This window comes from Pseudomonas sp. UBA5706, from assembly GCF_002419965.1.
GTDB lineage: Bacteria > Pseudomonadota > Gammaproteobacteria > Pseudomonadales > Pseudomonadaceae > Aquipseudomonas.
Window position 1 is genome coordinate 130,973 of sequence record NZ_DIHC01000016.1, and the last position, 15,778, is coordinate 146,750.

The 15,778-nt window shown below is 61.2% G+C and carries 12 protein-coding genes; 1 reads left to right on the forward strand and 11 read right to left on the reverse strand.

Features of this window, described 5'->3' with window-relative positions; all coding sequences use genetic code 11:
- The first annotated feature begins 96 nt into the window (after nt 1–96).
- Nucleotides 97–1,038: a LysR family transcriptional regulator gene (locus tag B3I26_RS08665; protein ID WP_296257040.1), complete on the forward strand. Its 942-nt coding sequence runs from the start codon at nt 97–99 to the stop codon at nt 1,036–1,038.
- Between the two features lie 266 nt (nt 1,039–1,304).
- Here the strand turns inward: B3I26_RS08665 and B3I26_RS08670 are convergent, their stop codons facing one another.
- From B3I26_RS08670 to B3I26_RS08720, 11 genes are all read right to left on the reverse strand, one after another.
- The gene (locus B3I26_RS08670; protein WP_296257043.1) at nt 1,305–2,714 is read right to left on the reverse strand and encodes a lipid II flippase MurJ; all 1,410 of its coding nucleotides are present in this window, start codon (nt 2,712–2,714) and stop codon (nt 1,305–1,307) included.
- Nucleotides 2,715–2,723: 9 nt separating this feature from the next.
- The gene (locus B3I26_RS08675; RefSeq protein ID WP_296257045.1) at nt 2,724–3,545 is read right to left on the reverse strand and encodes an acyltransferase; all 822 of its coding nucleotides are present in this window, start codon (nt 3,543–3,545) and stop codon (nt 2,724–2,726) included.
- Nucleotides 3,542–4,939, reverse strand: a complete 1,398-nt coding sequence (locus B3I26_RS08680) for an O-antigen ligase family protein (protein ID WP_296257046.1) — start codon at nt 4,937–4,939, stop codon at nt 3,542–3,544. Before B3I26_RS08680 ends, B3I26_RS08675 begins: the two co-directional genes overlap by 4 nt.
- Complete coding sequence (locus B3I26_RS08685; RefSeq protein ID WP_296257050.1) at nt 4,939–6,036, reverse strand: glycosyltransferase family 4 protein; 1,098 nt, start codon at nt 6,034–6,036, stop codon at nt 4,939–4,941. The genes B3I26_RS08680 and B3I26_RS08685 overlap by 1 nt, the downstream gene beginning before the upstream one ends.
- On the reverse strand, nt 6,027–7,241 hold the full coding sequence (locus B3I26_RS08690; RefSeq protein WP_296257052.1) for a glycosyltransferase family 4 protein: 1,215 nt from the start codon (nt 7,239–7,241) through the stop codon (nt 6,027–6,029). The genes B3I26_RS08685 and B3I26_RS08690 overlap by 10 nt, the downstream gene beginning before the upstream one ends.
- A 2-nt stretch (nt 7,242–7,243) precedes the next feature.
- Nucleotides 7,244–8,557, reverse strand: coding sequence for a cellulase family glycosylhydrolase (locus B3I26_RS08695; RefSeq protein WP_409521975.1), 1,314 nt, complete (start codon nt 8,555–8,557; stop codon nt 7,244–7,246).
- A complete protein-coding gene (locus tag B3I26_RS08700) occupies nt 8,558–9,736 on the reverse strand; it encodes a glycosyltransferase (protein ID WP_296257054.1) in 1,179 nt (392 codons plus the stop codon). It abuts the gene before it with no gap.
- 1 nt (nt 9,737) lies between these two features.
- Complete coding sequence (locus B3I26_RS08705; protein WP_296257056.1) at nt 9,738–11,732, reverse strand: GumC family protein; 1,995 nt, start codon at nt 11,730–11,732, stop codon at nt 9,738–9,740.
- A gap of 18 nt (nt 11,733–11,750) precedes the next feature.
- Nucleotides 11,751–12,524 (reverse strand): polysaccharide biosynthesis/export family protein, encoded by a 774-nt coding sequence (locus B3I26_RS08710; protein ID WP_296257057.1) that lies wholly within the window; start codon nt 12,522–12,524, stop codon nt 11,751–11,753.
- A gap of 167 nt (nt 12,525–12,691) precedes the next feature.
- Entirely contained in the window at nt 12,692–14,146 is a 1,455-nt protein-coding gene (locus B3I26_RS08715; protein WP_296257060.1) for a mannose-1-phosphate guanylyltransferase/mannose-6-phosphate isomerase, read from the reverse strand.
- Complete coding sequence (locus tag B3I26_RS08720; RefSeq protein WP_296257062.1) at nt 14,146–15,582, reverse strand: undecaprenyl-phosphate glucose phosphotransferase; 1,437 nt, start codon at nt 15,580–15,582, stop codon at nt 14,146–14,148. Before B3I26_RS08720 ends, B3I26_RS08715 begins: the two co-directional genes overlap by 1 nt.
- Between the last annotated feature and the right edge of the window lie 196 nt (nt 15,583–15,778).

Here is a 15,778-nt window from a genome sequence, read left to right on the forward strand (position 1 = left end):
AATTCGCTTCCACAGCGGTCTGCATGCGTGTCGGGTCAGCGCTTATCCTCGATCCCTTCCCACACCATTGACCCTTTTGCTTACGGACGCTCCACCATGCCCTTGCCTGACATGAACTTGCTCATCGCGCTTGATGCCCTGCTAGAGGAAGGCAGTGTCGTCGCCGCCGCCAGACGGATGCATCTGAGCCCGGCGGCAATGAGCCGCACCCTGACGCGGATTCGCGAGGCACTGGGCGACCCTGTGCTGGTGCGTGCAGGCCGCGGACTGGTACCCACGCCACGAGCGCTTGCATTACAGGGGCAAGTGCGCACTCTGTTAGAGCAGGCCACCCACGTATTTCAGGCGCGTGACGAGGTTGACATGAACACCTTGGAGCGGCGTTTCAACGTGCGTTCCAATGATGTGTTCTTCGGCACGTTCGGCGGACATCTGGTCGAGGGCTTGCGAACCCAGGCTCCCCGTAGCACCTTGCGTTTTGCTCCAGAAGGCGAGGGCGACGATGACGCTTTGCGCGAAGGGCGGATCGACCTGCACATCATCTCACGGCGCAATTTCGGTCCCGAGATCAAGGTTCAGCAGCTGTTTACGACAATGTTCGTCGCCTTGGCTCGTGAGGAACATCCTATCTTCAACGAACCGATCACACCCGAACGCTTCGCCCGCTACGAACACGTCAGCGTCTCTCGTCGCGGCCTCGCACTCGGGCCGATCGATGCTGCTCTGGAATCACAGGGGTTGTCTCGGCGCATCACCTTGACCACGCCCAATTTCCACTCGGCGATTTTCGCCATTGCCGGTTCCGATCTTATTGTTCCGTTGCCCGAAACAGTCTTGTGGGGCCTGCGTGATCTGGGCCTGCGGATGCGTCCGTTGGTCATTCCGCTGGAGCTTGAACCGGTCAATGTGGTGCAGGCCTGGCACCCGCGTTTCGACAAGGACCCGGCACACCGCTGGCTGCGCCAGACCGTCAAACACATCTGTACCACTGCTGACGAGCGCAATGCCGGGGTATGGCCGGAAAAGCTGACGTCTTGATCCGTACACAATCTTGGTGGGTAGGAGTGCTGAGCGAAGCTTGATGGTTTCAAGGAGCAGTATCTGATTGCTGATCGAGATCCCTGCGTTTGAAGAACACCATGGGTGGCTTATGAAGCTGCAGTATTTTAGCTGCAGCGCTGCAGTGGGTCAGGCTGCAAGTCAGCAAGCACGTAAAAGTGAAATATCCATTTGTAGCAGCAGTAATGATTAGTCCTATATTCCAGACGCAGTGAAACCCACGCGCATTTGAGCATTCACACAGGTCATGCGCCACGCCACGGCCTGAGCCATAGCGCCAGCCCCACCAGCACTATCGCGCCATACATGCAGCTCAATCCCAATTGCAGCCATGCATGGGTCAGCGGGTGTAGCACAGTCGCGGCCAGTAGCATGACCGCCGCGCCAAATAGCCACTGTTGGCGCCACGGCAGTCGGTTGAGCAACTGTTGACGGCGCATCAACAGCACGCCGGTCAGGATCGCGCCACACACAGCGGCCATGGCGATGCCGATAAGCCCGAAGAAGAACGGCAGAATCGCGAGCAGCACAGCGTTTAGCAGGCTGCCGGTCAGTTCGCAGTTGAGCGGCAGACGCGTATCACCCGCTGCATAGGCGTAACGGGCCAGCAACGCGTTCCAGGCGCCGAACATCAGAGGCACGGCAAACCATCCCAGCAGTTCCGGCAACGGCCCATCGACTGCCTGATTGGGCAACAGCAGCGTGACCAGTGCGCCCGCTGCGCCAATCAGCCCGGCTACAGCGGGCACGGTGAGCAAGGTCGCACTGCTCAGGCCCTTGCGCAGCAGCGCCATGCGTTGATCGCCTTGGGTGCCGCTCATCAAACCCAGTAGCACCTGATTCAGGCTCATCAGCGCAATCAGCGGCAGATTGATCAGCTTGCGCGCCAGGTTGACCCAGGTCACCGCGCCTTCCCCCAATAGCGACGCGACCATGCGTTCCATCAGCGCCAGCCCCTGGCTTGCCAGATTGCTGCTGAGCAACGGCCCTATGCGCTGCAGCAGCTCGCGACCTGCGCCCGGAGCCTGTGTCCGGCGCCAGGGTTTCCAGCCGTCGCGCAGCACAGCCGGCAGCAGCAGGCCGGGCATCAACAGACTGCCCAGCAGGCACGCCCCGGCCAGACCCGTGGGTGACGCGTCGTGGCGCATCATGGCCAGATAGATCACCGGCGGCAGGTTGAACAGCAACGAACCCAGCCCTGCCAGGACGAAACGCGAACGCGCCTGCAGCGGCACGCAGAGTAAGGCATGCAACAAGAAGCCCGGCGCCGACCACGCCAGCCAGTGCAGCGAAGCGGCCGCCAGCGCATAGCCGTTCTCATCCAGCCCCGGTCCGACCAGCCGTACCCATAACGGCGAGCCCAGGCTCAGCAGCGTGCTAAGCCCCACGCCGCAGAGCAACACCTGTGGCGCCAGCGCGCCGAGCCATTGCTGCTGTTCCTGCGCCGAGCGCTGCTGGTAAAGCGGCAGTGCGGCGGCACTCAGCAAGCCGGCGGCCAACGCCATGCGCAATGCTTCAGGCAGAAATAGCGCAACCAGAAACGCATCGCTGCGCCCGCCAGCGCCCCATGCCGCCACCAGCAGCCATTCGCGGGCAAAACCCGCCGCAAGCCCGGTGAGGGTGGCAAGCGTCAGCCATAACGTCGAACCAAACACGCCAGTGGCTCAGTGGAACAAAGTGAACAGGCCTTTGCCGCCCACTTTGTAATTGAGGCCACGGGCACGTTCACCTTTGATCTCGGCGTTCGGGCCGCTGACGATGGCGTAGGGCGGGATCGCCTTGGACACCACTGAGCCGCCCCCGACTACCGCGCCTTCGCCAATGTCGGCACCGAATGACAACAAGGCCCGACTGGCGATCCAGGCATAGTCACGGATATAGACCGGGCCACCCACTGCCCAGAATTCCGGAGCTTTGAGGTCATGCCCCCCTGCGATGATCAGCACATGAGAAGCGATGGTGACGTGGTTGCCGATGATCAGGCCGCCTCGTGCGTCCAGTTGGCAATGCCAGCCGATGGTGCTGTCCTCGCCGATGCGCAGGCCATCGACCCCAAGGATTTCCGTATTGCGCCAGACCGTCGAGCCCTTGCCGATCTTTGCCCCACCCACACGCAGCCAGAGCAGCCGCAAGGTGTGGCTGGGGATCTTGCAGATGAGAATGTTATAGGCCTGTTCCCATGTGCGCAGCAGGCGGTCGCGCAGGGTCGGCCAGTTGATCCCGTACAAAGGAATCAGTGCACCTGCGGTTTCCCGGGACAGCAAGCGATAAAAGCGACGCGCCAGCGGCGGCTCGATACGCGACTGAATGTCCAGGTAGCTGATGAAGCACAGGGTCTGGTCCTTGATCGGGGTTTCGAAGCAGACCTCGTTTGCCAGCATCCACTCGTAAGTGCTCTCCAGCTCCTCGGCGCTGACCCCCATCTTGCGCGCGTATTCCGGCAAGGCCTGACGCAGGTTGTGCGAGTGCATCATGCGGTGCTTCATGGTCTATCCCCCAGATCGGATTCGGTAGCCTGCGCCTTTCGCTGCAAGCGCCTGGCTTCATGCAGGTTCAGCCCCAGCAGCAGCCAGAACAGCGCAATCAGCACCGTGGTAAAGCTGAAATAATGGTCGAAAAGACCGCTGAACAACGCTGCCATGACGCCCACTCGCGTGCCGAGCCAAAGGGCTGTGTCGCGGTTCAGGGTGACGGTGTTTCGCGGCATTCGAGACTCCCGCCACCAACTCACGGTCACCGTCACAAACAACAACATGCCAGGCACGCCCAGTTTGTAGACGTAATTGAGCCACAGGTTGGAAATCCCGAGCAGGCGGGTACCCGGGATCGGTGGGTCGACCTTGAAACCGATGCCCAGCGGGAACATGCCCATCGCTTCCGGAAAGTGCGAATACTCCTGGAAACGGACTGCAGTGCTGGCGTCATCGCTGGTGAACAGGCCCATCAGGCGGTCTTGCAGTGGCGGATAGAACATCAACACCAGAAAGCCCAGAAACGCCCCGGCCATCAACATGCGCCCGACGTAAGGCACCCGCCTGCGGGCCATCCAGCACATGACCACGACCAGGCTGACCAAGGCCCCCCGTGAACCGGTAAATAGCAGGCCGGCCAACGCCAGCATGGCCACTGCCAGACCTAGCACGCGCACCGGACCCCGGCGGGTGATGCCGATGCAGAACGCCAGCGGCAGCAGCATGGCCATCGCGCCGCCGGCGATGTTGGGGTGGGTCCAAGGCGTACCCATGCGGGTCGACAGACCGCTCAGACCTTCGTTGAGGGTGTCCAGGTTGCTGTAGCCCAGGCCGCCAATGATGGAAATGATCGCCGTGGAATTGCCGCTCTTCAGATACACCGGAATCGACAGCAGCAACAGCAACAGCGTGCCGAGCAGCAACGCGATGGTCATCTGCTCGCGTGAGCGCTCATCGCGCAGTAACTGCGGCACCAGGAACAGCGCCGACAGGTTGAACAGCCAGCGTATCCAATTGATCGGTCCGTTGCCGTCGACATGCACCATCAGTTGCCCGGCCACGAACGGCAAGGCGCTGAACAGCATCAGCGCGATCAGCCAGCGCTCGGTGCGCAGCAGGTCTAGCGGCGGGTTATACAGCGCGAACAATCGGTGAGCCAGCAGACTGGCCCAGATCAGCAGCAGCAAGGCTTCGGACACCGTGGTGCGGATACCGATCTGGACTGTCGCGTAAGGCAGGAACGTCGACAGCACGCCGAACAGCAGCAGCCCACGCAACGGCCGACGGATGATCGTCAGGATGGCTGCGACACCGATCAGTGCCGCTGTCACCTGTACCGGCGGCAGCAGGCAGACCAGTACGCCAAACAGCAGCGCGATCAGTAAGCCTACGGGCAGCGCCAAGGGCATCAGCGCAGCTCCTGGAGCATCTCGTTGAAGCGCTGACGGAAAGCTGCCACGCCGTAACCGTCGGCCCAGGCTTTCAGCGGCACCGGGTGCTCGCGTTCCGCCGTGGACAGTACCCCCATCAGGCGCACCAGCGCAGCCAGATCGGTAGGTGAAAAGCGCGGGCTGTCCGGGGGCGTGACCTCATCCAGCGACGAGCCGGTGGCCACCGCCACCGGGGTGCCCACGCTCAACGCTTCGACCACCGGCAGGCCAAAACCCTCGCCATAGGAGGGTTGCCAGAGCCGTTCGGCCCGTTGATAGACATGGTGCAGCTGACCATCGCTGATGCCGCTGATGGCATGCAAGCCAGGCGTTTCGCGCTGCGCATTGCCGAGGCAATCGCTGCCGCCGATCAACACCAGGTCCGGTGTGCCGGGAAACTGTCGCCGGGCGATCTGCCACGCGTCGAAGAAAAACGGGATGTTCTTGCGTGGTTCGCGGGTACCGACGCACAACCAGTAACGCTCCGGCAGCGGGCTGTCGAGTTCGACCGGTGCAACGCTGAAGCCCTCGACGACGTGGGGCATGACCCGGATCTTGCTGCGCGCGGCGGGAAACAATCGCGCGGTTTCGTCGGCGGTAAATTGCGAGGGCGCCCAGATCCGGTCTGCGACCCTGACCGAGTGGCCGATGGAGAGCCGGTCGGTCAGGCCATAGATCCTCGCCTTGAGCCGCGAGCCATGGTTATTGCTCATGGTCAGCTGGAACAGGTCGTGCAATTGCAGGACGTAACGCAGGCCCGCCGGTTTACGGCCGATGGGCAGGCCCATGTTCATGTTCGCGACGTACACCTGAACCTCGGCTTCGCGCAGCGCGCCCGGCAGGAACTGTGCCTCGAACCGCAGGCGCTCGGGCAGGCGATGGATGCCATCGAGCGGCGTGGCCCAGGTGGGACAGTGCGCGATGCGGCGAATGGGGTGCCCGTAAGGCCCGACGCTGAACAGCTGCAATTGCACATCGCCAAGTGCGCGAAAGGCCTGTTCCAGCGCGATGTTCTGACGACCGATGCCGCTGCTGGGAAAGCCCGTGGCGGGCCGATAATCCAGTCCTACGCGCATGCTTTAGCATCCTTGTGTTGATGGACCCGCCAATAGATGCCTTCCAGCTGCGCGGCAGACACCGACCAATCATGGTATTGCCGTACATAGGCGCGGCCCGCCTCACCGATTTTCGCCAGTTGCGCCGGTTTCTCGATGGCTTCGACCAGCAGCCGCGCCAACCCGTCGGCGTCGTCGCAGCCCAGGTAATGGGTACCGTTGAGCACCTTGAGCCCTGAACTGCCCTGTTCGGTGGTGACCACTGGTAGCCCGGCTGCCATGGCTTCGAGCACCTTGAGTTTGGAGCCGCCGCCTTCGCGCAGCGGAGCGAAGAAGATCGCGGCTTCTTTCTGCACCGTTCGCAGGTCCGGGACATAGCCCAGCCAGTCGATGCGCGGGTCGGGCCAGCGCTGCCGCCATTCAGAGGGCAGGGCATAACCGCCAATGGTCAGGCGCACCAACGGATCCATGTTCCACACCTTGGGCATGATGCGCTCCAGCGCCCAGTGCACCGCGTCGACGTTTGGCCCGTATTCGTAATTGCCGACGAACAACAAACGGCGGCTGTAGCGGTCCGGGCAGACCTGGGCGTAGTAGTCGCAGTCCACACCGTTGACCACCAGGTGGGTTGCGCGGGAGGTCATGCGGGCCAGCTCACTGGCGTCGTCTTCCGTGACGGCGATCAGGGCGCGGGTTTGCGGGAAAATGCGCTTCTCCCACTGCCGATAACGCCATTGGTCGAAGCACACGAAAGGCCGCGCCCAGGCCGGAAATTTCAGATAACTGGCGGCGCCCAGCCCGGATTCGATGTTGTGCTCGACCAGGATGAACGACTTGCCGGCATGCCTGAGCGGCGCCTCGAACGGCTGGAAGGCGTAGCTATGCTGGATCTGGATCACATCCCACGATTCCTGCAACAGGGTGGCGAACGCCTGCTGCAGTTGTGGTGAAAAGCCGTTGGCGCTGGCCAGCATCGGCGCACGTGCAAACGCCACCGCAAGCAGGGTGCGCACGCTGCGCAAAGGCCGGCGAGGCACCACGATCAGACGCTCCAGCCACGGCTCCAGCGCAGCCCGGGTGGCGTCGGTCAAATCGGTTTTCGATTGCACCAGCAGGGTGATGCGATGCCCGCGTGCAGCAAGGTTGCGCAGCAGATGGTATTCCCGTGTCTTGCCGCCGCTGGTGGTGGGCCAGGGTAGGTAAGGCAGTGTCCAGAGAATTCGCATGACTAGGGTTTCCAGGCCAGGATTTGCAGGGTAGGCGTCAGGGCCATGTCGATGCCCTTGGCATTGGCAAGAGGGCTGTGCTTGCCGGTCAGCGGGTCATACAGCGTCGCATTGTTGATGCCGGGGAGGTTCAGATGGGCGCTGCTGGCACTCCAGGCCATCAGCAGGTGTGTGCCGTCGGGCTTGTTCCAGGCGACGGCGAACATGTCCTCCGGCGCCGACGCCAGAGCGGGCGGATCGCCTGGTTGCAACGTCGGACCCGTGATGTCGAGGAAGTTCTTCAGTGCGGTGTACACCGGCTTGGGCTCGCCGTTCAGGTCGAGCAGTCCGTAGCCGCGGTCGCGCACACTGGCGCGCTCGTCCAGGTCGCTCAGGTTGAATAAAAAGATGCGCTGGTAATCCTGGGTGCTCATCAGCGCCAGACGGCGCAGGGTGTAGTCGGCCTGACCGTCGAGGCCGATAATGTGCTGCATTTCTACCGGGCCGCTGTAGCTCGACCAGCCCCATTCGGTGGCCCACACCTGGCTGACCCCCGCGCCGTGCAGACTTGCGTTAAGAGCGTTGGCGCGCACCAGAAAATCACGGTCGGGCACCGAATCGCCCTCCGGGTATTCGGAGTACGGATGGTAGGCAGCGACGATAGTTTGGCCAGCCAGGCCCTGGTCAACCATCGACTGCAACATGGAGCCGGTCGAGCCGCGGATCTGCCCGTAGTAGGCGACGCCCGCAGTGACCATCGGCTTGCCCGGCAACGCGCTGCGGATGGCGTTGGCGGTGGTGGTCAGCAGGGTGTAATACGCCACCGGATCGGCCTGGGGCAGCCAGATGATGTTTGGCTCGTTCCATACTTGCCAGTGACTGACCTGCGGGTAACGCAGGGCTAGCGCGGTCATGCGCTGTGCGAAGATGCTGTCGTCGCGTGGCGGGTATTGACCGGCATTGCTGGCCCCTGATGGCGCTCTGCTGTCGAAGGTCGCCGAGCCGACCAGGTACGCCACGGTGTTGTAGCCATGGGGGCGCGCGGCTTGCATCGCCGCGTCGAGGTCGGCCATGTTGTACTGTTCTTGTGCCGGTTCCAGCACGGGCCAGTGCAGGGCCCAGCGGACCCAGTTCAGGCCCAGTTGATCAAGGCGATCCATCTGCTTCTGGTAAATGTCCGGGGTGAAGTACTGAAACTGCACGTTGACCCCCAGAAAATCCTTCCAGGTCACGGCGCGTGAACCCTGCAGCATCGTTTCGGCCTGCGCCTGCGGGCTGCTGAAAATCAACGCGCAGGTGCTTAGCACCGCCATGGCCAGTAACGTTTTGCCCTTCATTCAGCGCACCTCGCAAGCCTGTTGGAAGAGTTGTCGGAACCGCTCGGCGGTCAGGCTCCAGACCCGCTCCTGGCCCAGCGCAGCCGCGCGCTCTGCCCAGACCTGAGCCTGGCGTGGATGTTCGCACAAGCGCAACAGGGCCTCGGTCAACGCCGGGACATTGCCTTGTGGATAGATTTCGCCATTGCCGTGGGACACCTCTTCGGCGAATGAGCGCGCGTCCGAGGTGATTACCCCGCGCCCGCACGCGGTGGCCCACGACAATGCGCCACTGGTGCCGCGCAGCTTGCCGAGGATCTTCAGCTTGCTCGACTCGCGGTAGGGCAGAACCATCACATGGTGGGCCTGGATCACGTGGGGTATGTCCGCCGCGGGCAAGTCCAGGTGCCAGCCGATCAGGTCGGTCAGGCCCAGCTCGCGGATGCGTTGGCGCAGTTGCTCCAGATAGCTGCCTGAAGGACCGAACGCCATTTCCGGCTCGCTGCCGCCGGCCAGTGTCAGGCGGACCCGAGAGCGTAGAGCAGGTTTCTCAATGAACAGCCGAGCCATCGCTTGCAGCAGGTCTTCGATGCCTTTACCGCGGTAGATGAAACCGAAGTAAAGCAGTCTTAACGGGTCCAATGGAGGCAGGGGCGCTGGTGCGATAGGCAGGTTGCCGTGGGCAATGACTGCCATTTGCGACTGCTGCAACCCCATGCGCTCTCTGAGGCTGCGGTTGCCGGCCTCGGTCAAAGTCACCAGACGTGTCAATTGCCGGGCCAGCTGGCGTTCCTCGTGCAGGCATAGCGGGTCGGCCAGCACAGTGGCGACTTCAGGCAAGGGCGAGCGCAGTGACGCCATTATTGACAGTGGCCACGGCAGGTTTTTCCTGCGCCAGACCAGACGTTCCGGGTCGTGTACCGTCGCCGTTAGGGGCAGGTGCGGGAAACGCTGGCGCAGCGCTCGCAGTGCATGGAATTCGGCCAAGCGACCGCCGCCGATTTCGGCGTGCACCAGGTCGACATCCTGCCATTGGGCCTCGTTCACCCGCTGCCGGGCGGCTTCAGGGTCATTACGGACACCTTGCAACGGGGTTTTGACACGCACGCCAAGGTCCTCAAGGGCCTGCTTGAGATGACCGGCGTAGTCGGCGATTCCATTCTGCTCGGGGGGCAGCGGAGCGAGGAGGGCGATCTGCATTTCAGGATTGACTCCGATAACGGCCAAGCCAGGTCAGCACTTTTTGTGGGATCTGGAAACGCCGGCGATTGAGGATCACGCCGTCAACCCGGCCGAACGCGGTAGACAAGGTAGCCAAGGCGTTTTGCAGCTTCGGCACGGTGGACCGGTCGGCTTCCAGCACCAGCACGATCAGATCGGCGTCGCGCAGATGCACAAACGTTTCCTGTCGGGTGAAAAAGGCCGATGCATCGATGAGCTGGATTTCCCCGGGCTCCACTGGCCGGTCGTCACCAATGCGAACCAGATGACCCAGTTCCTGCAGCAGATCGCGCAGGTGCTCGATGATGAACGTCACCCCTTCGCCGGAATGGGCTGATGTCATGCCGATGCTTAAGCCTCTTTGCGGCACCTGTTTGAGCGGCAGCACGCTGTAAAGCCGGTAGAGGCTGGCGGTGAACGCGCTGCGCAGCTGTGGTTCCTGCGTGGTCAGGTCCTGCAGCGTGGTCCAGACCGGTACGCCGAATTGGGCTTCGATTTTGTCGGCATCGTGAATACGCTGATCCAGCAGGTAGAAGAGGTACATGGCCAGGGCGCCGACCCCCAGGCTCAGTGGGATGGCCACCAGTAGTAGCATCAGGCTTTTCGGAAACACCTTGCTGGGATTAAACGTCGCAGGCTCGACGATCGCGATGTTGCTGATTCGCTTGTTATCCAGCTCCTGATCGATACGGGCTTTCTCGAGGCTGTCGGTATAGAGCGTGTAATTTTTGGCTTCGGCTTCCAGTTCGCTTTGCAGGCGCGAGAACTGCGGTTCGAGATCCAGCGCCCGTTGACGGTCCTTCTCCAGTTGCGCCAGTTGCCCGTCCAGCTGTTGCAGCTGGATTTGCAGCCGGGCGTAGCTGGCCTGCTGATCGTTGAGGATGTTCTGCAAACGGGTGAACAACGGATTGGGTGCGATGTTTTCGGTTCTCTGCACGGTCGTGCTCTGGCTCGACCACAGCGCCTTGAGGTTCTTGATTTCGTTGTCTAGCGCCTGAACCGGAGGCGCACTTTCCTTAAATGAGCGCAGCAGTTCCTGGCGCTCGACTTCCTTGCTGTTGATGCGGTTCTGCAAGTCCTGGCGGGTAGGGTTGAGCGCCAGTTCCTTGCCCGAGCTGATCAGCCGTGCCTGCCTGTTGATCTGCTCCTGAATCTTGTCGATACCGGCCCTGGTCGCGGCGAGGGAGCGCAGGGTGTTGTTACGCTCGGTGCGCAAGTCATTCAGACCCTGGGCAACATCGGCCAGGCGCTGGGCAATGCTGACGGTTCCCAACTGATTGAGCAGGGTCTGAATTTGATGTTTATGAGAGAGGATATTGGTTTGAGTGTCTTTGACCGCTTGCTCATAGAAGGCATACAGGCTCACCCGCCCCAGGGTACGGGTGCGCTCTTGCTGATATTGCTCGACCCAGTTGGTCAGCATCGTCCGAGCAACCTGGGGATCGCTCCAGGTCAACGTCAATTCCATCACGGAAGATCCCGGGTCATGGCTGACTTTGAAGTTTTTCTGCATATCTTCTGTCAGACGGTCTTCGGGCGTGCGTTCGGCCACCAGCCCCATCACCTCCAGCACCCTTCGCACGGCACTGACCAGCCAATCAAAAGCGATGTTGGGGGCGTTCTTCAAGGTCGCCATGAAACCTGAAGGCTGTGAGGCGTGTGCCAACGTCTCCATGTATTGCTGAGCCACCAGCCCGACGATCGTACGCCCGGTGATCATCCGTTCTTCATCCAGCAACGGGTCCCGCAGGGTGCTGGGTACGGCGAGCGACTGCCGGTCCGCCAGCTCGATCGGCACGGTGCTGGTGTCACGGCCGGGTTTGACCAGCAGCAATGCAGTCGACTCGTAGCGACTGGGCAACAGAAACGCGCCCAGCACGATGATCGTGAAAGTGGCAATGACCGTGATCTGCACCTCGCGCCTGAAAATGAAAAACAGGCGTAGCAGGTCGCGGAACGAGCGGATGGTGATCATATCGGTAGTCCCTTCCGATTAATTGGTGTCGCGCAGGTTGTAATTCACACCGAAGCCCAACGATTTGGAGAAGGGAATCAACTGGTTGAAGTACATGTTCACGCCGTCGACCTTGTTGCCCACCGTGGATTTGGGAACGAACACCACATCGCCGCGCTGTAGCAGCACCGGCGCACTGGGGCCGCCGCCGCCGGCGTAGAGCAGCTTGCTGTAATCGAAGAAGTAGGTTTTGTAGAGGCCGTCGTCGCCCTGGCGCAGCAGCGCGACCTTGGTCGCATCGGCATCGGCGTTGATCCCGCCTGCACCCACCAGCGCCTGCTCCAGGTTGGTCACTACGGGCACCGGCAGGTTGGACGGATTGCGAACTGCGCCGCCGACGAACACCACATTGCTCGGTGCCTGGCTGATATTGATGGTCAGGGCGGTCTCCCGGTAAACCGGCGCCAACCTGCCTTCAAGTTCGGTGATCAACTGAGGCACGGTTAGCCCTGCGGCTTTCACAGAGCCGATATAGGGGTAGGAAAACGTGCCATCGTTGAGCACCGGAAACAATGTCAGCTCGTAGATCGAGTTGGCAGTGAACGCGGAAATGGAAGGGGCTTCGCCGGTGTTGCGCACGATGCGCAACGTGTCACCGGCGTGAATACGCTCCGGTGGCAACGGTTTACCGGCCAAAGCCCTGCCTGCATCTTGCGCGGCCTTGATTTCCGGGGCCTCGGGAAGCCCGATCCGTGCAGGTGTGTTGCAGGCGCACAGCAGCACTGCGCTGGCGAGCAACAGCGTGTTTTTCATTGGTCCAAAACTCCTGTCATGCATGAATACGGCTCCCTTGCGGGTAAAACAGTCATGTCGGCGGTACTGCCAAGTCCAATGGGTGCGATGTGTCGGTGTTGGATGTCGCGGCTGCCTCGCTGGGTCGTTGGCCGCACGGTGCGCGGCCTTTTCAAGGGTAATGGTCGTCAGGCTTTCGCGGCGTCCGGCACGCGGCCATAGATGTCGGTGAAACGCACGATGTCGTCTTCCCCCAGGTATTCGCCGCTCTGGACCTCGATCATCACCAAATCGATCACCCCTGGGTTGACCAGCCGATGGGTGTGGCCGGGCTGGATAAAGGTCGACTCATTGGTGTCGAGCATGAATTCGCGTTCGTTATTGGTGACCCGCGCCATGCCACTGACCACGATCCAATGCTCGCTGCGATGATGGTGCATCTGCAGCGACAGCGAGCCCTGTGGCTTGACCACGATGCGCTTGATTTTGAAGCGTTTGCCTTCTTCCAGCACCGTGTAGGTGCCCCACGGACGAGTCACGGTATTGTGCAGCAGGTAGGCCGGATGGCCCTGGCGCTTGAGTTCCTGCGCGATCAGCTTGACCTCCTGGGTGCGCTCGGCGTCGGCGATCAGCAGCGCATCCGGGGTGTCGATGATGATCAGGTTGTCCAGCCCCACTGCGCCAACCAGGCGTTTCTTCGAGTCGATATAGCAATTGGTAACATCGTGCAGCACCACCTGGCCGTTAAACTGGTTGCCGTTGCTGTCGGCAGGCGCCAGCTCGCGAATGGCCTGCCAGGAGCCGATATCGCTCCAGCCCAATTCGCACGGGACGACGGCGACCTTCTGAGAATGCTCAAGCAGCGCGTAGTCGATGGAGATATTCGGCACCTGGGAGAAGCTGGCGGCGTCCAGTTCCGTCTGTAACTCGTTGCTGCCTTCCTTGCTGACGCACTGCGCAAGGCATTGACGCACCGTGCTCAGCACGTCGGGTGCGTGGGTTTGCAGTTCGCGCAACAGAACGTCGACGCGCATGCAGAACATGCCAGCGTTCCACAGGTGCCGCCCGCCAGCGAGGTATTCGTTAGCGGTGGCTGCATCGGGTTTCTCGACGAAGCGAGCGACCTGGTAGCCCTCGTCGCTGAGCCCCTGGCCTTTTTCGATATAACCAAAGCCGGTTTCGGCGCGGGTCGGGATCAGGCCGAACGTCACCAGCCAGCCTTGATCCGAAAGCGCCCGTGCGGCCGTGACGGCTTCGGCGAAGGCGTGGGCATCAGCGATCAGTTGATCGGCGGGAAGGATCAGCAACTGGGCATCATCCCCGTGCAGCGCTTGCACGTGCAAAGCGGCCGCAGCAATGGCCGGCGCGGTGTTGCGCCCAAACGGCTCCAGCAAAAAATCCAGGTGGATCTTCTGCTTGTTCAGCAGCCGATAGTCATCGACGGTGCGGAAGTACACCTCGCGGTTAGTGACCGTCAGCAGGCTCTCAACGCCAGGCAGGGCGCTGGCGCGATTAAAGGTTTTCTGCAGCAGGCTTTCGCCGTCGGGCAAGCGCATGAAAGGTTTGGGCATCGCCTCACGGGAGACCGGCCACAAACGGGTGCCGGCACCGCCGGCGATAATGCAGGGAATCAGGGTGCCCATCAGTAGGCCTCGCGAGAAAAAAGCACTGCCGGAACAGTGCGCAAAAGGATGTATAGATCGAACCAGACGGACCAGTTTTCGATGTATTCAAGATCGAACTCGACCCGCTTTTCGATCTTTTCCACGGTATCTGTCTCACCACGAAAGCCGTTTATCTGCGCCAGCCCGGTGATCCCCGGTTTGACGCGATGGCGCGAGGTGTACTCCTTGACAGCTTGTTCGAACAATATGCCGGCGGCCTTGGTAGCCGTGGCGTGGGGGCGCGGGCCGACCATCGACATAGTGCCCGCGAAGACATTGAACAGTTGCGGTAATTCATCCAGGCTGGTCTTGCGAATGAAGCGTCCCACCCGGGTAACCCTGGCGTCGCCCTTGACGGTCTGTTGCTGCGCCGTGGCGTCGGCCTGATGGGCGTACATGGAGCGGAATTTGCACACCGTGATCAGCCGATTGTTGTAGCCGTAGCGCTTCTGCCAAAACAGCACCGGCCCTCGGGAGTCGAGCTTGATCGCCAGGGCAATCGTCAGCATCACCGGGGACAGCAGCAGGATCGCCAGGCTCGACAGCACCATGTCCTCGATGCGTTTGAACAGCGGCGACCAGCCACGCAACGGTACGTCCGATGCGTTGAACATCGGCAGGCTGGCCACTTCGGTAATGCGGTTATGAGCGTGCCGGAACGCCACCATGTCGGGCACCAGCAGCACATTTACCGGCAGGCGTCGCAGTTCGCGAATGATGTAGTCCATGCGGTTTTCGGCCGACCAGGGCAGGGCGACCAATACCTGAGTGACTTTCTCCTCGCGAATTAGGGTTTCCAGGTCCCGGGTGTTGCCCAGCAGCGGCAGGCCGGACATGGTTTTGGGCAAACGACCGATGCGATCATCGATGAACCCCAATACACCCGAACGGATATCTTGATTCTGCAACATGTATTCAGCCAGCCGCTGGCCGTTTTCCGTGGCACCAAGGATTACCGCACTCTGCAGAAAGAATCCGCGAGCCATCCGGCGTTTGAAAATGATCAGCAGCAACACGCGCTCGGTGCAAAACATCACCAGGCTGGCGATAAACCACACCATGAGCTGCTCCTGGGTAATGTAGATAAACAGGTCCATGGCTTTGTGCATGAACAGCAGTACGCAGAAGGCCGACGACCAGACGAACAGGATCATTTTGAAGCGCGTGCGGTTGCTGAAAATGCCCTCGGAATAGACCCCGAGCGCCTGAAACATCAGCACACAGACCACCCCGAATAACATCTGCACCATCAGATACCCATGAGGTGCTTCAGGGGTTTGCGCCTTCCAGAAGGCAAGAATCACAATGCCCGGCACAATGGAGGTCACTCCGTGGACCAGCCTGACGGCGAATAGAAAATACTCGATAAGACTGGTGCGCGTGAGCTGAAGGCTGTCGACCGGTTGCAGTCGCATAATACGTCCTCACATCTTCGATCCATGAATCCATGACTGACCTGCCCCGCACGCTAGCTCGGGTGAAGAGTCAATATAATGACTTTCTAGGATTAAATTCCGAAAAAAGCCAATATTTTGTCGATTAAGCGCTCTCTTGAACGGCATTTCAATCCCACCGATGAGAAAAAATCCCATTTATTCACAATCTGGCGTA